General features: G+C 64.6%; 23 protein-coding genes. 10 read left to right on the forward strand and 13 right to left on the reverse strand.

Translation table 11 applies throughout. The features are described from left to right. Positions 1–452 precede the first annotated feature (452 nt). Entirely contained in the window at positions 453–926 is a 474-nt protein-coding gene (locus tag ACIQCN_RS04895; RefSeq protein WP_400603739.1) for a VOC family protein, read from the reverse strand. Positions 927–1,012: 86 nt separating this feature from the next. On the opposite strand from ACIQCN_RS04895, the gene ACIQCN_RS04900 reads away from it, so the two are divergent. Both ACIQCN_RS04900 and ACIQCN_RS04905 read left to right on the forward strand, forming a co-directional pair. Beyond that, positions 1,013–1,423: a DUF3054 domain-containing protein gene (locus ACIQCN_RS04900; RefSeq protein ID WP_400603737.1), complete on the forward strand. Its 411-nt coding sequence runs from the start codon at positions 1,013–1,015 to the stop codon at positions 1,421–1,423. A gap of 71 nt (positions 1,424–1,494) precedes the next feature. Continuing rightward, complete coding sequence (locus ACIQCN_RS04905; protein ID WP_400609683.1) at positions 1,495–1,776, forward strand: Lrp/AsnC family transcriptional regulator; 282 nt, start codon at positions 1,495–1,497, stop codon at positions 1,774–1,776. A gap of 10 nt (positions 1,777–1,786) precedes the next feature. On the opposite strand, the gene trpD is transcribed toward ACIQCN_RS04905, so the two are convergent. Continuing rightward, positions 1,787–2,842 carry an anthranilate phosphoribosyltransferase gene (trpD, locus tag ACIQCN_RS04910; RefSeq protein WP_400609685.1) on the reverse strand — a complete coding sequence of 352 codons (1,056 nt, stop codon included), beginning with the start codon at positions 2,840–2,842 and terminating at the stop codon, positions 1,787–1,789. 112 nt (positions 2,843–2,954) lie between these two features. Here trpD and ACIQCN_RS04915 point away from each other — a divergent pair, with 112 nt between their 5' ends. From ACIQCN_RS04915 to ACIQCN_RS04930, 4 genes are all read left to right on the forward strand, one after another. Beyond that, entirely contained in the window at positions 2,955–3,629 is a 675-nt protein-coding gene (locus ACIQCN_RS04915; RefSeq protein WP_400603733.1) for a heme-copper oxidase subunit III, read from the forward strand. 86 nt (positions 3,630–3,715) lie between these two features. Next, positions 3,716–4,504: a c-type cytochrome gene (locus ACIQCN_RS04920; protein WP_400603732.1), complete on the forward strand. Its 789-nt coding sequence runs from the start codon at positions 3,716–3,718 to the stop codon at positions 4,502–4,504. Positions 4,505–4,604: 100 nt separating this feature from the next. Continuing rightward, positions 4,605–5,675 carry a Rieske 2Fe-2S domain-containing protein gene (locus ACIQCN_RS04925; protein WP_400603730.1) on the forward strand — a complete coding sequence of 357 codons (1,071 nt, stop codon included), beginning with the start codon at positions 4,605–4,607 and terminating at the stop codon, positions 5,673–5,675. After that, entirely contained in the window at positions 5,653–7,323 is a 1,671-nt protein-coding gene (locus ACIQCN_RS04930; RefSeq protein ID WP_400609687.1) for a cytochrome bc complex cytochrome b subunit, read from the forward strand. The genes ACIQCN_RS04925 and ACIQCN_RS04930 overlap by 23 nt, the downstream gene beginning before the upstream one ends. A gap of 94 nt (positions 7,324–7,417) precedes the next feature. On the opposite strand, the gene ACIQCN_RS04935 is transcribed toward ACIQCN_RS04930, so the two are convergent. Then, entirely contained in the window at positions 7,418–8,188 is a 771-nt protein-coding gene (locus ACIQCN_RS04935; protein WP_400609688.1) for a GntR family transcriptional regulator, read from the reverse strand. A 204-nt stretch (positions 8,189–8,392) separates the two neighbouring features. Between ACIQCN_RS04935 and ACIQCN_RS04940 the strand changes: the two genes are divergently transcribed. Continuing rightward, positions 8,393–8,656, forward strand: coding sequence for an HPr family phosphocarrier protein (locus tag ACIQCN_RS04940; protein WP_400609850.1), 264 nt, complete (start codon positions 8,393–8,395; stop codon positions 8,654–8,656). An 88-nt stretch (positions 8,657–8,744) separates the two neighbouring features. Here the strand turns inward: ACIQCN_RS04940 and ACIQCN_RS04945 are convergent, their stop codons facing one another. The 5 genes from ACIQCN_RS04945 to ACIQCN_RS04965 form a co-directional block, all read right to left on the reverse strand. Continuing rightward, the gene (locus ACIQCN_RS04945) at positions 8,745–9,146 is read right to left on the reverse strand and encodes a cytochrome c oxidase subunit 4 (RefSeq protein ID WP_377216181.1); all 402 of its coding nucleotides are present in this window, start codon (positions 9,144–9,146) and stop codon (positions 8,745–8,747) included. Next, positions 9,143–10,870: a cytochrome c oxidase subunit I gene (ctaD, locus tag ACIQCN_RS04950; protein WP_377216180.1), complete on the reverse strand. Its 1,728-nt coding sequence runs from the start codon at positions 10,868–10,870 to the stop codon at positions 9,143–9,145. Before ctaD ends, ACIQCN_RS04945 begins: the two co-directional genes overlap by 4 nt. Before the next feature lie 10 nt (positions 10,871–10,880). Beyond that, positions 10,881–11,753 (reverse strand): cytochrome c oxidase subunit II, encoded by an 873-nt coding sequence (gene coxB, locus ACIQCN_RS04955; RefSeq protein WP_400609690.1) that lies wholly within the window; start codon positions 11,751–11,753, stop codon positions 10,881–10,883. A 185-nt stretch (positions 11,754–11,938) separates the two neighbouring features. Next, entirely contained in the window at positions 11,939–12,328 is a 390-nt protein-coding gene (locus ACIQCN_RS04960; protein WP_400603720.1) for a HesB/IscA family protein, read from the reverse strand. A 108-nt stretch (positions 12,329–12,436) separates the two neighbouring features. Next, on the reverse strand, positions 12,437–13,873 hold the full coding sequence (locus ACIQCN_RS04965) for a dipeptidase (RefSeq protein WP_400609692.1): 1,437 nt from the start codon (positions 13,871–13,873) through the stop codon (positions 12,437–12,439). Positions 13,874–13,962: 89 nt separating this feature from the next. Here ACIQCN_RS04965 and ACIQCN_RS04970 point away from each other — a divergent pair, with 89 nt between their 5' ends. Next, entirely contained in the window at positions 13,963–14,565 is a 603-nt protein-coding gene (locus ACIQCN_RS04970; protein WP_400603717.1) for a DUF3043 domain-containing protein, read from the forward strand. A gap of 74 nt (positions 14,566–14,639) precedes the next feature. Here the strand turns inward: ACIQCN_RS04970 and ACIQCN_RS04975 are convergent, their stop codons facing one another. Continuing rightward, complete coding sequence (locus ACIQCN_RS04975) at positions 14,640–15,743, reverse strand: quinone-dependent dihydroorotate dehydrogenase (RefSeq protein ID WP_400603715.1); 1,104 nt, start codon at positions 15,741–15,743, stop codon at positions 14,640–14,642. Between the two features lie 107 nt (positions 15,744–15,850). Between ACIQCN_RS04975 and ACIQCN_RS04980 the strand changes: the two genes are divergently transcribed. Continuing rightward, positions 15,851–16,873: an alpha/beta hydrolase gene (locus ACIQCN_RS04980; protein ID WP_400609694.1), complete on the forward strand. Its 1,023-nt coding sequence runs from the start codon at positions 15,851–15,853 to the stop codon at positions 16,871–16,873. Here ACIQCN_RS04980 and ACIQCN_RS04985 read toward each other — a convergent pair. The 3 genes from ACIQCN_RS04985 to leuA form a co-directional block, all read right to left on the reverse strand. Next, positions 16,822–17,655, reverse strand: coding sequence for an isoprenyl transferase (locus ACIQCN_RS04985; protein ID WP_400609695.1), 834 nt, complete (start codon positions 17,653–17,655; stop codon positions 16,822–16,824). The two genes, ACIQCN_RS04980 and ACIQCN_RS04985, sit on opposite strands and share 52 nt — an antisense overlap. A gap of 2 nt (positions 17,656–17,657) precedes the next feature. After that, entirely contained in the window at positions 17,658–18,410 is a 753-nt protein-coding gene (gene recO / locus ACIQCN_RS04990; RefSeq protein ID WP_400603709.1) for a DNA repair protein RecO, read from the reverse strand. Positions 18,411–18,517: 107 nt separating this feature from the next. Continuing rightward, positions 18,518–20,257 (reverse strand): 2-isopropylmalate synthase, encoded by a 1,740-nt coding sequence (gene leuA / locus ACIQCN_RS04995; protein WP_400609697.1) that lies wholly within the window; start codon positions 20,255–20,257, stop codon positions 18,518–18,520. Positions 20,258–20,509: 252 nt separating this feature from the next. Between leuA and ACIQCN_RS05000 the strand changes: the two genes are divergently transcribed. Beyond that, positions 20,510–22,462 (forward strand): M13 family metallopeptidase, encoded by a 1,953-nt coding sequence (locus ACIQCN_RS05000; RefSeq protein ID WP_400609699.1) that lies wholly within the window; start codon positions 20,510–20,512, stop codon positions 22,460–22,462. Positions 22,463–22,486: 24 nt separating this feature from the next. Here ACIQCN_RS05000 and ACIQCN_RS05005 read toward each other — a convergent pair whose 3' ends face one another. Beyond that, positions 22,487–23,932 (reverse strand): LCP family protein, encoded by a 1,446-nt coding sequence (locus ACIQCN_RS05005; RefSeq protein WP_400609700.1) that lies wholly within the window; start codon positions 23,930–23,932, stop codon positions 22,487–22,489. Positions 23,933–24,157 lie beyond the last annotated feature (225 nt).

The following is a 24,157-nucleotide window of genomic DNA, read 5'->3' on the forward strand; positions in this document are numbered from 1 at the left end:
TCTGATCCCTGTCCTAAGGGACAGGACTACGTCCATGCCGGTCTTGTTGGCCATCGACTGGAGACAAGCGCGCCCTCGAGCCCCCTGCTGCCGCCGACTCGGCCACCACGCTTGTCCTGCGTTCCATGTCCTCCCTGAGCGAATACACCCATAGTTGATACGCAGAGGTGCCAGTAGTCTTCAACCTTTGCATCCCCCAATGACGTTCTCTCTATGAGTTTCCACAACAGGCCTGGGCCACTCCAGCAGTCGTGCAACTACGCACTCCGCCTGATGGACGCACCGACAAGTGCCCCCAGGCCGAGCCCCAGCGCGAAACCCAGCACCGGATTGTCAAAGACAGCCAGTCCGAGCGTGATACCCACGGCCGCACCGACCAGTGAACAGATCCACAACGCCTTATTCATCGCCGGCCGTTCGCAAAGTATGCCGCTCCCCTGCCCACAAACCACTCAGCCCCCGTAGGCCCTCTGGAGTGCTTCGATGTCCAGCTTGCCCATTCCCAGCATTGCGTCCATGGCCCGGCGCGACCCGGCGGCATCCGGGCCGCCGATCAGCGCGGGCAGTCCGGTGGGTATGATTTGCCAGGTCAGACCGAACCGGTCCGTAAGCCATCCGCAGCGCCCCCCGGAGCCGCCTTCGGTCAGCGCATTCCAGTACCTGTCGATCGTTTCCTGGTCCTCGCAGTCGACCACCAGCGAGACAGCCTCCGTAAACGGGGCTCCCCGGGAGCCGTTGAGCGCCATGAACCGTCGCCCCTCAATCTCGAACTCCACGGCGGCAGCGTGAGCCGAACCTCCCGGTCCGCCGTCGCCAAACCGCGACACATTCAGAATCCGGCTTTCGTCAAAGACAGATGTGTAAAACTCTGCTGCCTGCTCCGCCTGGTCTGTGAACCACAGGCAGGTTCCAATGTTCCGCGGCATGGTGCCCCCTTTCGCCCCGAGCCTAGCCCCACCATGTGACGCGCACAACGGCCGAAGGCGCAGCCTCCGGACGCTAGGCTCAAAGCATGCCTTTTTTGCATCACCGCCGCGTCCCTCCGGCCGCCTCGTCCGTGACCGCCGCGGCATTTGCTGACGCCCTCCTGATTATGCTGTTCGCCGCCGTGGGCCGCGGAGCCCACGAACGCGGAGACGTCGTGACGGGCGTCCTGCTGACTGCCTGGCCGTTCCTGGCGGGTGCTGCCGTGGGCTGGCTTGCGTCCAGGGCGTGGCGCTCACCGCTGTCGGTGCGCAGGGCCGGCGTCGTGATTTGGCTTTGCAGCCTCGCGGTCGGAATGCTCCTGCGGCTTCTGACAGGACAAGCCGTCGTGCTCCCCTTCGTGATCGTCGCGTTCCTGAGCCTTGGCGTGTTGCTGCTCGGCTATAGGATGCTGGCTGCAGTGGCTGCGCGTTCCACAGCGAAGGGAACAGCGCGCTGATGTAATAGGCTGGCAGCACCGAAAAGCCTGCCGGGCCCTGCTACGGCGCAACTGATCCGAAAGGATTCACTGTGATCACCGCATTCGTTCTGATCAAGACCGACGCCGCCCGCATCCCGGAAACGGCTGAAGAGATCTCAGCCATCGAAGGCATCAGCGAAGTTTACTCGGTCACTGGCGAATGGGACCTGATCGCCGTGGCGCGGGTGGCCAGGCACGAAGACCTTGCCGACGTCATTGCGGACAAGCTTTCCAAGGTGCCCGCGGTAGTTCACACCAACACGCACATTGCCTTCCGGGCCTACTCACAGCACGACCTCGACGCCGCCTTCGCCCTCGGATTCGAGCAGTAGGCAGTACGGATCAGGGCCGGGTCAGCGTTACCCATTTTTCAAGGATGGCTGCCGCAGCGCCGGAATCAATCGACTCTTCGGCCCGGACATAGGCGTTCCGCATCCGTTCGAGGAACGTCCCATCAGCACTTGTGTCGAGCGCCACCAGCCCGGCCGCCGCGTTAACGAGCACCGCATCACGGGCCGGGCCGGCTTTTCCTGCCAGGACGTCCCGGACCACCTGGGCGTTGGCCTGCGCGTCTCCGCCACGAAGCTGTTCAACCGTCGCCAGCCTGATGCCCAGGTCTTCGGGCGAAAAGCCCACTTCCGTCACTGCACCGTCCCGGATCTCCCACACGGTGGAGGGTCCGGTGGTGGTCAGCTCGTCCAGTCCGTCATCGCCGCGGAACACCAGGCCCCTGCTCCCCCGCCGGGCCAGCACCCCTGCCACCAGCGGCGCCATCCGGGCGTTGGCGACGCCGACGGCCGACGCCTGCACCCGTGCCGGGTTCGTCAGTGGGCCCAGGAAGTTGAACGCTGTGGGGATGGCAAGTTCCCGGCGCGGCACAGCGGTGTGCCGGAAGGACGGATGGAAGACCTGGGCGAAGCAGAAAGTGATGCCCGCCTCTTCGGCGTTCCTCGCCACACCTTCGATGGGAAGGTCCAGGCGAACACCGAGCGCTTCGAGCACGTCGGCGGAGCCCGAGGACGACGACGACGCCCGGTTTCCGTGCTTGACGACCCTTGCGCCTGCCCCGGCGGCCACCAGGGCGGCCATGCTGGAAATATTCACCGTGTTGAGCTGGTCGCCGCCGGTGCCGACGATGTCCAGTTTCTCACCTGCAATGGAGATGGGCTTGGCGTGCAGCAGCATCGTCTCCACCAGGCCGGACAGTTCCTCTACCGTCTCCCCCTTGGCGCTGAGGGCCACAAGGAAACCCGCAATCTGGGCAGGTGTTGCTTCTCCGGACATGATCCTGTCCATCGCCCAGGAGGTGTCGTCCGCAGTGAGGTCCGTACCCTTAATCAACGCCGAGATGAGGCGGGGCCAGGAGTTGGCCGGCGCCGCGGATGCCTGAGAAGTCACGTCCTGATGCTATCGATCACACCAGCGGGTGACCAATGTGAACGGCCCCGGGGAACTTTTCACCGCGATTTCGCGTCTTTGTAGAAAAAGTCTTTCCAAAAGGCGGTTTGCGTTGGGCAGCACGGACTTTTACAGACATAATGTCTATGTGACATCTGCGACCCATGCCCCCAGTACCCCGGCGCACCCCACGCTGAACCGCCCCAATATGGTTTCCGTTGGAACCGTAGTGTGGCTCTCCAGCGAGTTGATGTTCTTTGCCGGCCTCTTTGCCATGTACTTCACGCTCCGCTCCACCAGTGGTGAGATGTGGGCGGAAGAGACCGCCAAACTGAACTTCCCGTTTGCGCTCGCCAACACCATCGTCCTCGTGGCAAGTTCCTTCACCTGCCAGATGGGCGTCTTCGCCGCTGAGCGCCTCCAGCCCCGCCGCGCCGGTGGTGTCTTCCAGTTCGGTCGCTGGGGAATGAACGAATGGTTCACCCTCACGTTCCTGATGGGCGCGTTCTTCGTCGCCGGCCAGGCCACCGAATACGCGATGCTCGTCTCTGAGCACGTTTCGCTCTCCTCCAATGCGTACGGCTCGGCCTTCTACATGACCACCGGCTTCCACGGCCTGCACGTCATCGGCGGCCTCGTGGCCTTCCTGCTGATCATGGGCCGCTCCTTCGCGGCCAAGAAGTTTGGCCACTTCGAGGCAACTTCAGCGATTGTCACGTCTTACTACTGGCACTTCGTTGACGTGGTGTGGATCGGCCTCTTCCTGGTCATCTACGTACTGCAGTAGCCAGCTTTGATTCTTTTTCTACAAGAGGCAGAATTTCAGGTAGCGGCTCCCGGAGCCGGCGCACGAACGAATAAAGGAACCACCACGTGAAGGCACTCTCACAAAAGCGGCGTCACCCACTTGCAGCACTAGCGCTGCTTCTGATGGGCCTCCTCCTCACGGGTGGAATCTACGCTGCGGCCACCTCCGTTAACGAGGCGAAGGCCTCCAGCACGAGCTACAGCTCCGAGGACGTTGAAGAGGGCGGCAAGCTGTTCGCCGCAAACTGCGCCACCTGCCACGGCATGGGTGCAAGCGGCACCCAGGATGGTCCGTCCCTCGTGGGCGTCGGCGCAGCATCCGTGGACTTCCAGGTGGGAACGGGCCGCATGCCGATGCAGATGAACGGTCCGCAGGCGTTGAAGAAGCCCGTCCAGTTCAACGACGAACAGACCCAGCAGCTTGCAGCGTACGTTGCTTCCCTGGGCGCCGGTCCGGCAATCCCCGGTGAAGAACTGCTCGACGAAGGCGGCGACGCAGCAGAAGGCGGCGAGCTGTTCCGGGTTAACTGCGCCATGTGCCACAACGCTGCAGCCGCCGGCGGCGCGCTGACCAGGGGCAAGTTCGCGCCCGCCCTGGCAGACGTGTCCGGCAAGCACATCTACGAGGCCATGGTCACCGGCCCGCAGAACATGCCCGTCTTCAGCGACTCAAACATCTCCCCTGAAGGCAAGCGCGACATCATCACCTTCCTGAAGCAGATTGAGACCACCGGTTCGCCCGGTGGCGCCGACCTGGGCTCCCTGGGTCCGGTCGCTGAAGGTCTGTTCGTTTGGGTCGCCGGCCTGGGCGTCATCATCGCCTTCACCATCTGGCTCACGTCACGCACGTCCTAGGCACCCGCCCGCATGGGCATCGACTTCTGCTGGTCAACAGCAGCTTGAAATTAGAAACTAACCCGGCACCCGCCGGGACGAGAGAAGGATGAGGCGAATTATGGGCAACCATAGTGACGGCAGTCCGAACCACTCGGGCACCGTAGCTACGGCTGGTCAGAATGAGGTGGAGAAGTTCCAGGACCCTGGAATTCCCCCGCACCGTTTGCGCCTGGCTGACACGGACCCGAAGGCCGCAAAGCGGGCAGAACGGCAGGTCGCCTTACTATTTGGCATCTCTGTTGTTGGAACCCTGATCTTCCTGGTGGCGTACTTCGCCATCGACCTGAGCGAGGATTCCGGCATTGCCACCATCCGGCTCCAGAACGCACTGCTTGGCCTGGGCACTGCCTTTGCCATGCTGGGTATCGGAACCGGCATCGTGCACTGGGCCAAGGCCTTGATGCCCGACCATGAAGTCTCGGAAGAGCGCCACGCGATCCGCTACGAAGAGGACCGCCAGGCGGCCGTCCGCATCGTTGACGACATCGTTGAGGAAACCGGCATCAAGCGCCGCCCGCTGATCCGGAACACCCTCCTGGGTGCTGTCGCACTGGCACCCCTGCCCGCCGTCGCCATCTTCGGCGATCTGGGACCGCGTCCGGATAACAAGCTGGCGCACACCATGTGGGCACCGCAGGAGGGCAAGCTCAAACGGCTGACCCGCGACCCCGACGGTACTCCCATCAAGGCCTCCGACGTCACGATCGGTTCTGCCTTCCACGTCATTCCGGAGGGCCTCAACGAGCTCCACGAAGGCAAGCTGAACGAGAAGGCCAAGGCCGTCGTCCTGCTCATGCGTCTGGATCCCGCGTCGCTCAACCCTTCCGAGGGCCGTGAAGACTGGGGCTACAACGGTATTGTTGCGTACTCCAAGATCTGCACCCACGTGGGATGCCCTGTTGCCCTTTACGAGCAGCAGACCCACCACCTGCTGTGCCCGTGCCACCAGTCCACCTTCGACCTCACTCAAGAGTGCAAGGTGATCTTCGGACCGGCCAGCCGCCCGCTGCCCCAGCTGCCCATCGCAGTCGACGACGAGGGCTACCTGGTCGCTACCAGCGACTTCAAAGAACCTGTAGGACCGAGTTACTGGGAGCGTGATATGCATGAGCGCAGCATCAACAGCTGAGCCCGCTTTCGTCGCCAAAACCAAGACAGGCCGGATCACCGACTTTGTTGACGCACGCGTTGGCGGTTCCGGTATCCTCCGTGAATTCGGCCGCAAGGTTTTCCCGGACCACTGGTCCTTCATGTTCGGTGAAGTGGCACTGTACTCCTTCGTGGTGCTGCTGCTCTCGGGCACGTTCCTGACGTTTTTCTTTGATCCCTCCATGGCTGAAACGCACTACGACGGCTCCTATGTGCCGTTGAAGGGCGTCGAGATGTCGGTGGCTTACAGCTCGTCACTGGACATCTCGTTTGACATCCGCGGCGGCCTCTTTATGCGCCAGGTGCACCACTGGGCTGCACTGCTCTTCGTTGCCTCCATTGCAGTCCACATGCTGCGCGTGTTCTTTACGGGCGCCTTCCGGAAGCCCCGCGAGATGAACTGGGTGGTGGGCGGCGTCCTGCTCATCCTGGCTATGGCTGCAGGCTTCACCGGCTACTCGCTCCCCGATGACCTGCTGTCCGGCAACGGCCTCCGCATCATCGACGGCGTCATCAAGTCCATTCCGGTCATCGGTACCTACATCTCGTTCTTCCTCTTCGGCGGCGAGTTCCCTGGCACAGCAGTCATTGGCCGGCTGTATGTCCTGCACATCCTGCTGGTGCCGGCCCTGATCCTGCTGATGATCGTGCTGCACCTCTTCATGGTTGTGGTCCACAAGCACACCCAGTACCCCGGCCCCGGACGTAACGACAACAACGTGGTGGGCTACCCGCTGGGTCCTGTCTACGCAGCAAAGGCCGGCGGCTTCTTCTTCATTGTGTTCGGTGTCCTGGCGCTGATGGCAGCGTTCTTTACCATCAACCCGATTTGGAACTACGGCCCGTACGACCCCTCCCCTGTTTCGGCCGGCACCCAGCCGGACTGGTACATCGGTTTCGTTGACGGCGCGCTGCGGCTCATGCCGGGCGTTATCGGGGACTTCCACTTCGAGTACGTGATCTTCGGTTACACACTCACCCTGAACGTGCTGCTCCCGGCTTTGGTGCCGGCGGGCATCCTCTTCACGGTCATGTTCATGTACCCGTGGATCGAAAGCTGGATCACCAAGGACACCCGCGAGCACCACGTCCTGGACCGTCCACGCAACGCTCCCACCCGTACCGCGATCGGCATGGCAGGCTTTGTCTGGTATTGCGTGATGTGGGCTGCTGCAGGTTCCGACCTCATCGCCACGCATTTCCACGTTTCCCTGAACGACGTGACCTACTGGCTGAGGGCGCTGTTCTTCATCGGTCCGGTCATCGCCTTCATCGTCACCAAGCGCGTGGCACTTGCCCTCCAGCGCAAAGACCGTGAAATCGCGCTCCATGGCCGGGAGACCGGCCGTATCGTGCGCCTGCCGCATGGCGAGTTCATTGAAGTTCACGCACCGCTGGATGAGTACAAGCGCTACAAGCTCGTGGGCTTCGAGTCACCCACGGTGATTCCGGCCCAGCCGAACGCACACGGCGTCGTCACGCGCAAGGAGAAGCGCCGCGCGTTCCTCTCACAGTGGTTCTTCGAAGACCGCGTTGCCCCGGCGACCCCTGCGGAGCTCGAGGCCGCCCACGGCCACGGACACGCGGCCGTTGAAGCAGCCGACGAGTCCAGGAGCCTGAGCCACTAGGCTCCGCTCGTTATACAAGAAGGCCCGGTCCGTGCGGACCGGGCCTTCTTGTATCTGCCTGACTTCCATGGCGACCAAGGCAGGGCACGCGGACTCAGTGGTTTCGTGCCCGCCGCGCCCCGGGCCGCTGCAGCGGAACCCACAGTTTATAGCGGTCGGCCCGGTAATAGGAGACGGAGTAATCCACCATGGCGCGGGCCACGAAGGCATGCCTCTGGATCTTCAGCAGGGGCGAACCCACTTCCACATTCAGCAGCCTCGCCGTGGACGGTGAGGCGGCGGTCGCTTCGATCATGTCCTCGCCCCACTCCATCACAAGCCCGAACTGCTCACTGAGGACGTTGTAGAGCGACGTGGGCGGCTCCTGGTCCAGCAGGCCGGGCACACGGTGGGCCGGGATGAAGTTCTCATCGACGCTCATCGGCTCCCCATCGGCCAGCAGGAGGCGCCGGAAGCGGATCAGGGGTGTCCCCTCCTCCACCTGCAGCTCGCGGGCAAGGAAGGCACTGGCGCCGATCTGTTCAAAGCTCAGGACCTTCGCGGCGGGTACCATGCCGCGTCGCTGCATCTCTTCGCTGTACGATGTCAGTTTCACCTGCAGGTCCACTTTCGGCTTGCGCACGAAGGTCCCCAGCCCCACCACGCGTTCGATGACCTCCTCCCCTACCAGAGCATCGATCGCCTGCCGTACGGTCATCCGGGCCAGGCCGAAACGCTCGGCGAGATCCCGCTCGGACGGCAGGGCAGAGCCTGGAGGACACGACTCCGAGATGTAGGTCCGCAAAATTTCCCGGAGCTGGACGTAAATGGCGATGCCGCTTTCGCGGTCAATGGTTCCTGTGACGGCCGCAGCGCTGCCTGCCATGGTTTTGTTCTCCCTGCCGTTGGGTGCAGCATCCATTTTATGACAGGTCTAGACCGCCGTATCGCCTGACGCAATGTGGCAAGTACGTGCCCCGGGCACGCAGACGATGCGGATATATTTGATGGGAAATTGCACAGCGGCTTCCCGGAGGAGCCGAACCGAGGAGTACTTTTGCCATCACGCAAGGCCGTAGTCAGGGCCCTAGTGGGCCTGCACGCCCGACCCGCCGCTGAATTCGTCCGTGCCGTTAATGAGTCCGGGCTTCCTGTCGTGATCAGGAAGGACGGAACGGCCGGCGCCGATGCCCGCTCGTTGCTGCAGGTTATGGCAGCGGACTTCCAGCACGGCTGCGAAGTTCGCCTGGAGGTCGACGCAGGTGCGGTACCGGAAGCGCACGGCGCCGGGGACACCGAACGGATTCTTGCATCCCTTGCGGCCCTCCTCGAGTCCCAGGGAAGCGTCCACTGACGCGGAAGGGCGGCCTACTTGCGGGACACAAAACGACGACGGGCCCCACCGGTGGTGGGGCCCGTCGTCGTTACTTATGTAGTCTGCGCTAGTGCGCGTGATCTCCGCGGCTGTACTCGTAGACCCAGCCGACCAGGGCTACTACCGCCAGGCCGGCAGCTACGAAGACAATCCACCAGCCCACGGCCAGGCCCAGGAATCCGCCCGCGCAGGCGAGGCCGAGTACCAGCGGCCACCAGCTCCAGGGGCTGAAGTGTCCCTGCTCGCCGGCGCCTTCGTGGATTTCGGCGTCGCTGCGGTCCTCGGGGCGCAGGCCCACGCGCTTCGCGGTGAAGCCCAGGTAAGCACCAATCATGCCTGCGAGTCCGCCGACCAGGAGGACCCCCAGGATGCCGACCCATTCGCTCCAGTCGGTCAGGAACCCATAAACGATCGAAACGGGAACGAAGAAGAAGACTCCGGCTCCAAAGATCCAAGATTCGATTTTCACTGGGCGGTGTCCTTCTGGTCAGCGTTGCCTAGTGCCTGTGCAACGGGAGCGGGCGACTCAACGGTGTGCACCTGGCGAAGCTCGGGGTGGTGCAGGTCCAGGGCGGGACGCTCCGAACGGATCCGGGGCAGGGACGTGAAGTTGTGGCGCGGCGGCGGGCAGGAGGTTGCCCACTCCAGCGACGCACCGAAGCCCCACGGGTCGTCCACGGTGACGCGGTCGTTGCTGCGCCAGGTGATGTAAACGTTCCAGAAGAACGGGATCAGCGAGGCGCCCAGGACGAATGAAGCCACGGTGGAGAATTGGTTCATCCAGGTGAAGTTGTCCTCCACCAGGTAGTCGGCGTAACGGCGCGGCATGCCCTCAACACCCAGCCAGTGCTGGATGAGGAACGTGCCGTGGAAGCCGAGGAACAGCAGCCAGAAGTGGATCTTGCCCAGGCGCTCGTTCAGCATCTTGCCGGTCCACTTGGGCCACCAGAAGTAGAAGCCTGCGAACATGGCGAAGACAACCGTGCCGAAGACCACGTAGTGGAAGTGCGCCACCACGAAGTAGGAGTCCGAAACGTGGAAGTCAAGCGGGGGTGAGGCCAGGATGATGCCGGTCAGGCCACCGAAGAGGAACGTAATGATGAAGCCGATGCTCCACAGCATGGGGGTCTCGAAGGTCAGCGACCCCCGCCACATGGTGCCGATCCAGTTGAAGAACTTCACGCCGGTGGGCACCGCGATGAGCATGGTCATGAACGCGAAGAACGGCAGCAGAACAGAGCCGGTGACGTACATGTGGTGGGCCCAGACCGTAACGGAAAGGGCAGCGATCGCAATCGTCGCGTAGACAAGACCCTTGTAACCAAAGATCGGCTTGCGGCTGAACACCGGGAAGATCTCGGAAACGATGCCGAAGAAGGGCAGGGCGATAATGTACACCTCGGGATGGCCGAAGAACCAGAACAGGTGCTGCCAGAGGACTGCGCCGCCGTTTTCCGGGTCGAAGATGTGAGCACCGAAGCGGCGGTCCGCGCCGAGCGCAAACAGGGCTGCTGCCAGCGGCGGGAAGGCCATCAGTACCAGGATCGCGGTGATAAGCGTGTTCCAGGTGAAGATCGGCATGCGCCACATGGTCATGCCCGGGGCGCGCATGCAGATGATGGTGGTGATGAAGTTGACCGCACCGAGGATCGTACCGAAGCCGGACAGCGCCAGGCCGAAGACCCACAGGTCACCGCCGACGCCCGGGCTGAACGTGGTGTTGGACAGCGGCGCGTAAGCGAACCAGCCGAAGGAGGCCGCGCCCTGCGGGGTGATGAAGCCGGACACAGCAATCGTGGAGCCGAACAGGAAGAACCAGAACGCCAGGGCGTTCAGCCGCGGGAAGGCAACGTCAGGCGCCCCGATCTGGAGCGGCATGATGACGTTCGCGAACCCGGCGAAAAGCGGAGTCGCGAACATGAGCAGCATGACCGTGCCGTGCATGGTGAACAGCTGGTTGTACTGTTCCTTGGTCTGCAGGATCTGCATGCCCGGCTCGAAGAGTTCGGCACGGATAAGCAGCGCCATGACGCCGCCGAAGCAGAAGAACACGAAGGACGCGATCAGGTACATGTACCCGATGGTCTTGTGGTCGGTGGAGGTGATCCAGTTGACGACGATGCGTCCCTTGGATTTGGGGACCACGGGAGCAGCCAGGGCTCCGGTGGGTGCGGGTTGGGTGTATGTAGCCACGTCGCTGCCCTTACTTGATTTCGTTCACGTTCGGGTTGCGGTCGTACTCGTTGCCGATGAGGCCCGTGTTTCCGGCCGCCTTCAGTTCATCCAGGTGTGCCTGGAATTCAGCTTCGGACACCACCTTGACTCGGAACAGCATTTCGGAGTGGTACTCACCGCAGAGTTCGGCGCACTTGCCGTCATAGGTTCCCTCCTTGGTGGGAGTGAACCGGATGTAGTTGGTCTTGCCGGGGATCATGTCGCGCTTCTGCAGGAAGGCAGGAACCCAGAAAGAGTGGATAACGTCGCGGGCGTTAAGCTCGAGGTCAACAGACTTGTTCACCGGCAGGTACAGCGTGGGCAGCAGTTCCTTGTTGATTGTGTTGCCTGTCAGGTGCGCCTGGACGCCGGCCTCGTGGACGTCTTCTTCAATGACGTCCCCGGCCTTGTAGTTGAAGTCCCAGGCCCACTGCTTGCCGCGGACATCCACAACGACGTCCGCAGGCTGCGACCGGTCGTCAATGGCCTGCTGGTCGCGGTCGGTGAAGTAGAAGAACACCAGGACCATGAAGATGGGGATGGTCAGGTAGAAGACTTCCAGCGGCAGGTTGAAGCTGGTCTGCCGCGGGAAACCCACGGTCCCCTTGCGCCGGCGGTAGGCCACCAGGCACCAGATGATCAGGCCCCAGGTAATGACACCCACCACGAGGGCAGCAATCCATGAGTTGACCCAGAGGTCCATGATGCGGTCGGTGTTGCTGGTGGTGCCACGCTCGGTGGGCAGCCACCCCTTCTCTACCTCTGGCGAACATCCGGTCAAAACCAACGCGCCGGCAACTGCCAAGCCTGTGATCGTGGTGATCGTTTTGCGTCGGCTGCCGGTTCGGTTCTGCGAACTCACAGACGGCCCTTCCTACTTGATGCTGTTGCCCGGGCAGCCATTGGCGCTCCGGGCACACTAAAAGTTTTACTACTCGGTGTAGAGCTTACCGCTCCGCCGGGCGTTTCGCCCACATGTCGGCGCCGTGGCTCCCCACTGTTCTGCTCGCGGGGCGTCCGGCGCCGGCATCGGGCGAAAGGACCGGGCTAGTGGAAGGAATCTCCACAGGCGCAGGAGCCACCGGCGTTGGGGTTGTCGATGGTGAAGCCCTGCTTGGAGATGGTGTCCTCGAAGTCAATGCTGGCGCCGGTGAGGTACGGAACGCTCATCTTGTCTACGACAACTTCCACGCCGTCGAAGTCACGGACGGCGTCCCCGTCCAGCAGCCTTTCGTCGAAGTAGAGCTGGTAGATCAGCCCTGAGCAGCCGCCGGGCTGCACGGCAACCCGAAGGCGCAGGTCCGTGCGGCCTTCCTGTTCGAGAAGGCTGCGCACCTTGCCTGCGGCGACGTCGGTGAGGTTAACCTCGTGGACGGGCAGTTCGTCACTGGCCGCGGCGGTGGTTTCAGTGCTGTTCTCATTGGTTGCGGTGCTCATGTGGCCTACCTTCTTTGAGCGGTCCTGGCGGCACTGCCGTGGCAGTGCCTGCCCTTACGGATTCGGTATGGGCTATAGCTACATGCTACGTCGGACAGGCGTGTAGCTCTAACTCCCTGCGTAACCATGCCCGGCCTGCCCTTGTTCCCCGAGGCCATCATTATTCAGCCGGACCAGCATGAGCGCTTCGGCCAGGACCGCGTTGCGGAAATCGCCAAGGTGCAGTGACTCGTTGGCGCTGTGCGCCCGTGAGTCCGGGTCCTCCACCCCGGTCACCAGGATCTGCACGTCGGGATACATCTCGGTGAGGTCCGCGATGAAGGGGATGGAGCCGCCTATGCCCGTCTCGACGGCCGGCACTCCCCATGCTTCGCCCAACGCCCACATGGCCAGCGCGGCCGCGGGCGAGGACGTATCGGTGGAAAAGGGGTTGCCGCTCTCGCCCGGGGTGAAAATGACTTTGGCGCCGAAGGGTGCGTTCTCTTCGACATGCCGGCGCATGGCCGCCATGGCCTCGGCGGGGTCCTGCCCCGGGGCCAGGCGCAGGCTGAACTTTGCCCGGGCGCGGGGCAGCAGCGTATTCGACGCGACATCCACTGCCGGCGCATCAATACCGATGATCGACAGCGCAGGCTTGGTCCAGAGGCGCGAGGCGATACTTCCCGTCCCGGCCAGGCGCACCCCGTCAAGCACGGACGCATCCGCCCTGTAGTCCGCCTCCGGCAGGTCAACTACCGCCGTGTCCGTGGCCACGAGCCCGCGCACCGCCACATTCCCGTCATCGTCATGGAGCGTCGCAATCAGGCGGGACAGCAGCGTGGGAGCATCCAGCACCGGACCGCCGAACATGCCCGAGTGCACCGCATGGCTGAGGACCTGGACCTCGATGGTGCCGTCTACAAGGCCGCGCAGGCTGGTGGTCAGCGCCGGCGTGCCCACCTTCCAGTTGCTGGAGTCGGCAACCACGATGACATCAGCCCGGAGCAGCTCCCGGTGCGTTTCCAGGAACCTGCGGAAAGTCGGCGACCCGGCTTCCTCCTCGCCCTCGAAGAAGAACGTCACGCCCAGGCCGAAGGAATCGCCCAGAACCTCCGCCGCCGCGGCGTAGGCGGCAATGTGGGCCATGATTCCGGCTTTGTCGTCCGCCGCGCCGCGGCCGTAGAGCCTGCCTTCCTTTTCGACGGCGACGAACGGCCGGGTCTCCCACAGGGCCTCATCACCGGCCGGCTGGACGTCATGGTGGGCGTAGAGCAGGATGGTCGGCTTGCCTTCTCTTGCAGGACGGCGGGCGACGACGGCCGGTCCCCCTGGCGTTCCGTCCTCCTTGTCGCAGCCCAGCACGCTGACCTCGGCCAGGCCGGCGGCCCGCAGCAGGGCGGCGGTGGCGTCCGCGCTCCGGTCCAGCGGGGCGCGGTCGAAACTGGGCCACGCGATCCCCGGGATGGCCACCAGTTCCTTAAGCCTGGCAAGGGTGTCGTGGAAACTGTTATCGATTGCTGCGCGGAGGTCTTCCGTCAGGCTGCTTTCGGCAGGGGTGGAGGTCATGCAGAAAACATTACCGCCGTCACATCCGCCGCTTTCCACGCCCCGGCCGGGAAGGAACCGGCAGCCCCCGCGCAAGGTATTCTGTACGGGTGTTCGGACGTAAAAAGGAAGCGCCCTCGGCGCAGGAAACAGTAGACCAGCAGGCGGCAGAAGCCGCGGCGCGCCAGGGCGGAGTGTCCGGCAAGGGCGCCCCCACCCCTACCCGCAAGGCCCAGGAAGCGGCCCGCAAGCGGCCGTTGGTGCCGGAGGACCGCAAGGCATCCAAGGCAGCCGAACGCCAGGCAGTGCAGGAGCAGCGCCTGAAAATGCGGCAGGCCCTGGACACCGGGGACGAGAGGTTCCTGCCCCTGCGCGACAAGGGCCCGCAGAAGCGCTTTGCCCGTGACTTCGTGGACGCACGGTTCAGCCTGGGCGAGTACTTGATGTTCGGCGCACTGGTCTTCGTGCTGGTTTCCCTGGTGGTTCCTGCTTCCAGCGACCTGATGGTCTACGTGCTGGGCGGCTTCTGGCTGATGTTCCTGGCCGTCTTCGTGGACGTGTTCATCCTGTCACGCAAGCTCCGCAAGGCGCTCACCGCCAAGTTCGGCGAGGTGGAACGCGGCACCGTCTGGTACGGCTCCATGCGTTCACTCCAGTTCCGTAAGCTTCGGCTTCCCAAGCCGCAGGTCAAGCGCGGGCAGTACCCGGCCTGACGGCATCATCATCGCATCGCCGTTTAGGACGGCAGCACAGAACCCCGGCGGAGCAGTCCGCCGGGGTTCGTTCTTTAAGAAAATGGAACTGCTTCGGGCGGCTGGCCTGCCTGGCGGCGGTTCCGCGCCAGCCCCTTGTTAATGCGGGCCGCCCAGAACGGACCCTCATAGAGGAAGGCCGTATACCCCTGCACCAGGGTGGCACCCGCATCCAGCCGGTCCTGCACGTCCCGGGCCGTCTCCACGCCTCCCACTGCAACGAGGGTGAGCTGGTCACCGACGGCGTCCTTGAGCCGCCGCAGGACTTCAAGGGACCGCTGCTTAAGCGGTGCGCCGGAGAGCCCGCCGGCGCCGCAGCGCTCCACTTGGTCGGCAGGTGTGGCCAGGCCGCTCCGCCCGATGGTGGTGTTCGTGGCGATGATGCCGTCAAGCTTCAGCTCCAGCGCAAGCCGGGCAACGTCGTCGATATCCTCGTCGCTGAGGTCCGGCGCGATTTTGACGAGAAGGGGAACGTGCCGCCCGGCCGCCCGGTCCGCCTCCTCCCCCACCGCCAGGAGGAGCGGACGCAGCGTTTCGACGTCCTGCAGCAGCCGAAGGCCGGGGGTGTTGGGAGAACTGACATTGACCACCAGGTAGTCGGCCGCCGGGGCGAGGCTCCTGGCACTGACAAGGTAGTCCGCCACGGCATCCCCGAGCTCAACGGCCTTGGTCTTGCCAATGTTCACGCCGATGATGGGCCGGACCGCCGGGTGCCTGCGCTGGAGGGCAGCCCGCGCAGCCTTCAGGCGGGGCGCAACTGCCGCGGCGCCGTCGTTATTGAACCCCATGCGGTTTATGACCGCGCGGTCCTGGACCAGCCGGAAAAGCCGGGGCTTTTCATTGCCCGGCTGGGCCTGTCCGGTGATGGTACCCACCTCCACATGGCCAAAGCCGAGCTCGGTCAGCGCCTCGATACCGTGGCCCTCCTTGTCAAACCCCGCGGCGAGCCCGAAAGGAGAGGGAAATGTCAGGCCGAACGCCGGGGTCCGGAGCGATGCGGCCGGGGCTGTCAGCTTCTGCAGGACCTTCCCGGCGCCCGTCCGGTGCGCCAGCCGGATCCCCTTGAATCCGAGGGTGTGGGCGCGCTCGGCGTCCATCCATGAAAAGGCCAGCCTGAAGAAAGTGGGGTAAACGCGCATGCCTCTAGTTTTCCGTCTTCCGAGGCCCAGACCAAACCGCGCCCTGCCGTGCCCCGCAGATCGGTTAGCCGGGTGGCAGTTCCTGGCCGGGCGGTTAACATGGGCCCATGCAGTGGCAGCAGGACATCCTGGGCGGCGGGTTCCAGTCATTGGCGTTCGTTGCCTCCGGGGTGGACGGCGTGGAACGCACCGCCACCCTGGTGCGGCTCCGCCCGGGGCCGGGGACCGCGGATCAACCGCCAAGGAAATCCCCTGCGGGCAGGGCGCCAGGGGGTGCCGTACTGTTCCTGCACGGATGGAGCGATTACTTCTTCAACACCGACCTTGCCCGCTTCTGGACAAACCGCGGTTACGCGTTCTACGCCCTGGACATGCATAACCACGGGCGCAGCATCCGCCCCGGGCTGCCGGGCGGCTTCGTGGCAGACCTCGCCGACTATGACGCCGAACTGGCCGTGGCCATCAGCCTGATCCGCAACGAGGCCGGCGCGCCCTTGACGTTAATGGGACACTCCACGGGCGGCTTGGTCGCTGCCCTCTGGGCCAGCCGGCACCCCGAAGGCCTCGCCGCACTGGTACTCAACAGCCCTTGGCTGGAAATGCACGGCAGCGCACTGGTCCGTCGGGCAGCGGCGGGGGTGGTTGGCCCCGTCGCACGCTTCCGCCCTGAAGCGGTGCTCCGCCTGCCGGAGCGTGGCTACTACTGGCGGACCATCAGCAGCGCAGCGGAAGGCGAATGGGACCTGGACGACCGGTACCGGCCGCCCATGGCCTTTCCCGTCCGCGCGGGCTGGCTGAACGCCGTGCTGGCAGGCCACGCGCGGGTGGCCCGGGGGCTCGGCCTGGACATTCCGGTTCTGGTGCTGCTCTCCCGGGCCAGCGCCACGGGACTCTCATGGTCAGACGAGATGCGGCGGGCTGATGCAGTCCTTGACGTGGGCATCATCGCAGCCCGGGCCCTGACGCTGGGCCGGACGGTGACAGTGGAAAGGATCGAGGGCGGGCTCCATGACGTTTTCCTCTCACCTCCGGAAGTCCGGCGCGACGCGTATGCCCGGCTTGGCCGCTGGCTAACCGCCTATGGAGCTGAAGGGCGCGCCGGAGGAGCTGCATCCACGGCACCGCCATAACGCCGGTCACGCCGTGCGTACTCTTCCACGGCAGCCCACAACGTTCTGCGGTCCACGTCCGGCCAAAGAGTGTCCATGAACACGAACTCGGCGTAGGCCGACTGCCAGAGCAGGAAATTGGAAAGGCGCTGCTCGCCGGAACTGCGCAGGAACAGGTCCACGTCCGGCAGGTCCGGTTCGTCCAGGTACTTCTGGATGGTGCGCTCGGTGATGGCGCCGGGCTTGAGCCTGCCGGCAGCGACATCCCCGGCAATGGCGGAGACCGCGTCAGTAATCTCCGCCCGGCCGCCGTAATTGACGCACATGGTCAACGTGCAGGTGCTGTTCCCGGCCGTGAAGTCTTCCGCCTCCTCCAGTTCCCGGATCACCGATCCCCAGAGCCGCGGCCTGCGGCCGGCCCAGCGGACCCGGACGCCCCATTCGTCCAGCTGGTTCCTCTGGCGGCGTAGCACGTCCTTGTTAAATCCCATCAGGAAGCGGACTTCCTCCGGGGAGCGGCGCCAGTTTTCCGTGGAAAATGCATACACGCTCACGTACTCGATGCCCAGTTCAATGGCACCGGCCATGACATCCAAGAGCGCCGGTTCCCCGGCCTTGTGTCCTTCGATGCGCGGAAGGCCCCGTTGGTTGGCCCACCGACCGTTGCCGTCCATCACGATGGCCACGTGCCGGGGGATGAACTCCTGCGGGATGGATGGTGCCACCGCTCCTGAGGGGTGCGGGTACGGTGCAGTGACCGGGCGGGTGCGCCGGGCGGGGTTCTTCTTTTTTCCGAGGGCCACAGTCAGCTACGCTCCACATGCTTGAGGGATTTCAGTACTCGTTCCAGGTGCCACTGGAGGTAGGCCGCCACCAGGCCCGCGGCTTCCTTGCGGTGGACGGGCAGGGAAGCATCGGCGGTGGCCCAGTCCCCCGTCAGCAGTGCGGCCAGCAGCACCACGGTCTCCGCTGCCGGCGCGGGTGAACCCGGTGGCCGGCAGTCCCCGCACACCATGCCGCCGAGGGGAGCCGCGAAGGCCGAGTGGGGGCCGGTGCGGCCGCATCGGGCGCAGTCCGTGAAGCTGGGCGCCCATCCACCGGTTGCCAGGGCACGCAGCAGGTAGGAGTCCAGGATCAGCCCGGCTGCATGGTCATCCCGGCTAAGCGCCGCGAGGGCGCCCACCAGCAGGTTGTACTGGGCGGTGCCGGCTTCACCGTCCACGTCTGTCAGCTTCTCCGCGGTCTCCGTCATTGCCGCCGCAACGGTGTACCTGCCGTAGTCCGCGGCGATGCTGCCGCCATAGGCGCCCTTGGCCACGGCCTGCGTGACGATGTCGAGGGTCCGCCCCGAAACGAGCTGCAGGTCGGCCACCATGAAGGGTTCCAGGCGGGCGCCGAAGCGGCTGCTGGTGCGGCGCACGCCCTTCGCCACCGCCCTGACCTGGCCGTGGTGCTTGGTGAGCAGGGTGATGATACGGTCCGCTTCGCCGAGTTTGTGGGTACGGAGCACGACGGCGTCGTCCCGGTACGCGCGGGAAGCGAAAGACTGTTGGGCCACGCTTTATCTTCCCATCCCCGGCGGCGGCAATGCTCCGCTGCCGCACCGCGCAGTTCGAAAAACGACAAAGTGCCGCCGGAACCTCCGGCGGCACTTTGGACGAAGGGTCAGGCCTGCGCGTCCCGGATGGCCCGGTTGACGGCCGAGATGACGGCCTTCAGGGAGGACATGCTGGTGTTGGCATCGATGCCGACACCCCACAGGACCCGCTCCCCCACCGCGCATTCCACGTACGCGGCGGCCATGGCGTTGCCGCCCTCGGAGAGGGCGTGCTCGCTGTAGTCCAGCACCCGCACGTCCACGCCGTCTTCGCGCAGGATGCTCAGCAGTGCGGCGATGGGGCCGTTCCCGGTGCCTGTGCGGCTCACCTGTACTCCGTCAACGGTGAGCGCTGCATGCAGCGTCATGCCGCCGTCGTCGTCCGTTTCCGTCTTCACCGCACCCAGGGAGTAACGGCCCCACTGGCCGACTTCCTCGCCCGAGGGCAGGTATTCGTCCTGGAAGATCTGCCACAGCTGAGCGCCGCTGACTTCCCCGCCAACGGTGTCCGTGCGGCGCTGGATCACGCCGGAGAACTCGATCTGCGCGCGGCGGGGAAGGTCCAGGCTGTGCTCGTTCTTAAGCAGGTAGGCAACCCCGCCCTTGCCGGACTGGGAGTTCACCCGAATCACGGCCTCGTAGCTGCGGCCCAGGTCTTTGGGATCCACGGGCAGGTAAGGCACCTCCCACTTGAAGTCCGCAATCTCCTGGCCGGCTGTGGCGGCATCACGCTCGAGCGCTTCCAGGCCCTTTTTGATGGCGTCCTGATGCGAGCCGGAGAAGGCCGTGAACACAAGATCGCCGCCGTACGGGGAACGCTCGGGAACCGGCAGCTGGTTGCAGTATTCGACGGTCCGGCGGACGTCGTCGATGTTGGAGAAATCGATCATCGGGTCAATGCCCTGCACGAACATGTTCAGGCCCAGCGTGACCAGGTCCACGTTGCCCGTGCGTTCACCGTTGCCGAAGAGGCAGCCTTCGATGCGGTCCGCCCCGGCCATGTAGCCCAGCTCGGCAGCAGCCACGCCGGTTCCCCGGTCATTATGCGGGTGCAGCGAGAGGATGATGCCCTCACGGGGGTGCAGGTGCCGGCTCATCCACTCGATCGAATCGGCGTAGACGTTGGGCGTGGCCATCTCCACAGTCGCGGGCAGGTTGATGATCACCTGGCGGTCCGCAGAAGCTTCGAACACATCGGCAACGGCGTTGCACACCCGGGCTGCGTACTCCAGTTCGGTGCCGGTAAAGGACTCCGGGGAGTATTCGTAGGTGACGTGCGTGTCCACGAGGGTTTCCTCGTACTTCTTGCACAGCCGCGCACCCTGCAGGGCGATGTCGAGGATACCGTCTTCATCCTGGTTGAAAACCACCCGGCGCTGAAGCACCGAGGTGGAGTTGTACAGGTGGACGATGGCCTGCTTGGCGCCGACCAGGGATTCGTAGGTCCGTTCGATCAGGTGCTCGCGGGCCTGGGTGAGGACCTGGATGGTGACGTCATCCGGAATGTGGTTGCCCTCGATGAGCTGGCGGACAAAATCGAAGTCCGTCTGTGACGCCGACGGGAACCCGACCTCGATCTCCTTGTAGCCCATGCGCACCAGCAGGTCGAACATCTTCATCTTGCGGGCGGGGCTCATGGGGTCGATCAGCGCCTGGTTGCCGTCCCGCAGGTCGACCGCGCACCAGCGCGGAGCCTTGGTGATGACCTTGTCCGGCCAGGTGCGGTCAGGCAGCTCCACCTTGATAACGTCCTGGAACGGGGTGTAGCGGTGGGCAGGCATTCCTGAGGGCTTCTGTGCGTTTCGCATTACTATCGGGGCCTTTTCTGGGGTTCTTCGTTGAAAGGTGGCCGGGCAACACAAACTCCGCAGCGAGGGTGGGCCTTGCGCTAGATCGCGTCTGAGACCTCGCCGCGGCAGCTAAGAAGGAGCAGTTCTGCACGCACCATTTGAGGGTAACACGGGTGCGTAAGATGAAAGGGCGCTACCGTCCGTAAAGTCCACCATGCAGACGCCTGGCCGTTCGACACCGGAACCGGGCCCGCGGCAAAAGGAGTTTCAGTGCCCAATTCCGGCATCGACCTGTCCACCTTCGACCACACCGTCAGGCCGCAGGATGACCTGTACCGGCACGTTAACGGGGCATGGCTGAAAGCCACGCAGATCCCTGAGGACCGGCCGCTGGAAGGTACGTTCACTGCCCTGCGCGACGGTTCCGAGCTGGCAGTGCGGGCCATCATCGAAGAGGCCGCCGGCAAGGGGGCCGCAGCGAACGGCATCGAGCGGAAGATCGGCGACCTTTACAACAGCTTCATGGATGAGGCCGGAGTGGAGGCCAAAGGCATGGAGCCCATAAGGCAGCGGCTGGCGGATGTCCACGCCACGGCGTCGGCGGCCGACCTGGTCTCCCTCACGGGCCGCCTGTTCCGGGCCGACGTGGGCGGACTCTTCTACATCTACCCGGCTCCGGATGCCGGGAACCCTGACCGGATCCTGCTCTACATCGGCCAGGGCGGCCTGGGTCTTCCGGACGAGTCGTATTACCGCGAAGACAAGTTCGCACCGCTGGTGGCCGAATACACCGGCCACGTGGAACGCATGTTCGCCCTGGCTGGACTGCCGGACCCTGCAGCGGCCGCCGCGCGGGTGGTGGAGCTCGAAACCCGGCTTGCTGCACACCACTGGGACAACGTCACGCTCCGCGACCCCCGGAAGACGTACAACCTGAAGACCGCCGGCGAGGCCGCCGCGCTCTTCCCCCACCTCACCGCGTGGTGCGAGGCGGCCGGCATCGACGCGGACAAGCGCGCCGAACTGGTCGTCAGCACCCCGGGATTCTTCGAGGGCGCGGCAGGACTTCTGGACGAGGTGCCGCTCTCCACCTGGCAGGAGTGGCTGGCCATGCGGGTCATCAGTGCTGCCGCCCCCTATTTGCCTTCCGCGTTCGTGGACGCCAACTTCGACTTCTACGGCACGGCCCTGAGCGGCACGCCGCAGAACAAGGCCCGCTGGAAGCGGGGCGTCGCCGTCGTGGAGGCTGCCCTCGGTGAAGCCGTAGGGCAGATATATGTGCAGCGGCACTTCCCGGAAGCCCATAAAGCCCGCATGCAGGCACTGGTGGACAACCTCATCGAGGCGTACCGCCGGAGCATCACCTCGGTGAGCTGGATGGGCGGGACAACCATCGCCGAAGCGCTGCGCAAGCTGGAAGCCTTCCGCGCAAAGATCGGCTACCCGGAAAAGTGGATCGACTACTCAGCCGTGGAGATCGACCCGCAGGACCTCCTTGGCAACGTGGAGCGTGCCCACAATGCCGACGTCGAACGCCATCTCGACGAGGTGGGCAAGCCGGTGGACCGGGACAAGTGGCTGATGACGCCGCAGACGGTCAACGCCTACTACCACCCGATGATGAACGAGATCGTGTTCCCCGCCGCTATCCTGCAGCCGCCGTTCTTCACGGCAGACGCTGACGATGCCGTCAACTACGGGGGCATCGGCGCCGTTATTGGCCACGAAATCGGGCACGGCTTCGACGACCAGGGATCCCAGTTCGACGGCGGCGGCGCGCTGCGGAACTGGTGGACCGAGGAGGACCGCAAGGCGTTCGAATCCCTGACCGCCAGGCTCATTGCCCAGTACGATGCACTCTCGCCGTATGCGGCACCCGGCCACAACGTCAACGGGCGGCTCACCCTGGGCGAGAACATCGGGGACCTGGCCGGCCTGGCCATTGCGTATAAGGCCTACCTGATCAGCCTGGACGGCAAGGAGCCGGAAGTCCTGGACGGCTTGACCGGCCGGCAGAGGTTCTTTGCCTCATGGGCCGCCGGCTGGCGCCAGGTGATCAGGCAGGAGGAAGCAATCCGGCGGCTGGCCACGGACCCGCACTCCCCCAACGAATTCCGCACCAACGCAATCGCCCGGAACCTGGACGCTTTCCATGACGCCTTTGCCGTCACCGACCAGGACGCCATGTGGATGGCTCCGGAGGAACGCGTCAGTATCTGGTAGCCGTTCCGCACCTGCCGGCCTGCGCTACTCCTGCACGATCAGGGCAGGATTGGCCTGCTGGCAGGTGCTGTCCTTGGCGGTCTGGTTGACAATGTCCTTCGGCAGCGCGACCCCGCCATACTTCACCCCTGAAGGGAAATCGGTTCCCAGGTAGACCTGGACGCCGTACACGCCGTCCGCGGGGAGGATCTGCGCCGCCGGAATTCCGAAAATCTTAGCCACGTCCGGTGCCACGTCCGCGAAGTCGGGGCCGTAGTACACCACAGACTGTTCCACCGCAGGAGCCTCGTACTGGCTGGCCTGGGTAAACCCTGCCGCGATCACGGCTTCGACGATCTCCTGCGCGCGGCCGGGCTCTCCGGTTCCGTTGGCTACCGCCACGGGCTGCAGGCTCTTGTCATACGGCGACGCAGGCGGAGTGGTGGGCTTGGGGGCGGTTGGCTTGGGCGTGGCGCCGGGCGACGGCGTGGCCGGGGCCGAAGGGTCGGTAAGGTCCACGTCCTTGCGCATGGCGGCGAAGAGCTGTGACCCTGCCGGTTCTGCGATCTCCAGCCGGTTGGGGTCGCTTTCGGCGGGCCTGGTGGGCACCGCGACGAAGGCGACCTTGCTGACGTCGATGTCCTTGAGCCTGGTGCCGATGGTCAGCAGGGTGGGCACGGAGGCCAGGCCCTCATCTACGGTCAGGTTCTGCGTGACCACGTCCGCGATCTTGAGCATTCGGGGCGGATCGGACAGGGTGCCTTCGTCCTTGATTTTGCGGGTGAGGGAGGAAAGGAAGCCCTGCTGGGCCTTGATCCGGCCCAGGTCGCCGCCGTCGGCAAAAGCGTGGCGGGTGCGGAGGAACGCCAGTGCCATCTCGCCTTGGACGGAAGAGGTTCCGGCGGGGAGGCGCAACCGCGAATCGGGATCGTAGACAGCGTCGCTGATGCACACCTCCACGCCGCCCACCGCGTTGGAAAGCTCTTTGACGGCGTTGAAATCGGCCATCATGAAGTGGTCCACCTCAAGGCCGGTGATTTCGTTGACCGTATCGACGGCGCAGCCGATGCCGGCCTCCGCCATGGCCTCATTGATCATGACGCCGGACCGGGCCGGGAACGTCCGGCCCGAGCCGGGGTCCCGGCACTCAGGAATGTCCACCAGCAGGTCGCGGGGGAAGCTGATCACGCTGACACGCTTGTTGTCCTCGGAAATGTCCATCAGCATCATGACGTCCGAGTTGCCGTAGCCGGTCGAATCCTCCGCGGCACCGTATTTTGAGTTCTTGCCGTCCCGCGTGTCCGAGCCCAGAATCAGGATCTGCAGCCGCCCTTTGGCGTCGTCGGGGACTTCGCTTCCGCCGCCGCCGGCATTCAGGGGCGCCTTGGAGATGTTGTTCTGCAGCCGCAGGAACCAGAAACCGGCAAAGGCGAGGGCTCCTGCCAGGGCCACCGCGAGGATTCCTGTGACGATCTTTAGCCAAAGGGGCATGCCGTGCGGAGGGCCCATATGGCGCGCGGCTCCGGCAGGACCGGTGCCGGCGTGGCGGGATACCGGCGCCGGCCCTCCGGAGGCATCCGCTCCGTTCCCGCGCATGTCACGGCCTCGACCCACGTCCTGAACCTTCCTCTAAAAAAATCAAAATCCGGTCCATTTTAGTGGTCCAGTCTGGGAACTTGCCGGGCAGCGCGCCGGACTGCCCGGGCTAGGCCCGGG

Origin of the sequence: Pseudarthrobacter sp. NPDC092424, from assembly GCF_044754925.1 — a bacterium.
Taxonomy (GTDB): domain Bacteria; phylum Actinomycetota; class Actinomycetes; order Actinomycetales; family Micrococcaceae; genus Arthrobacter.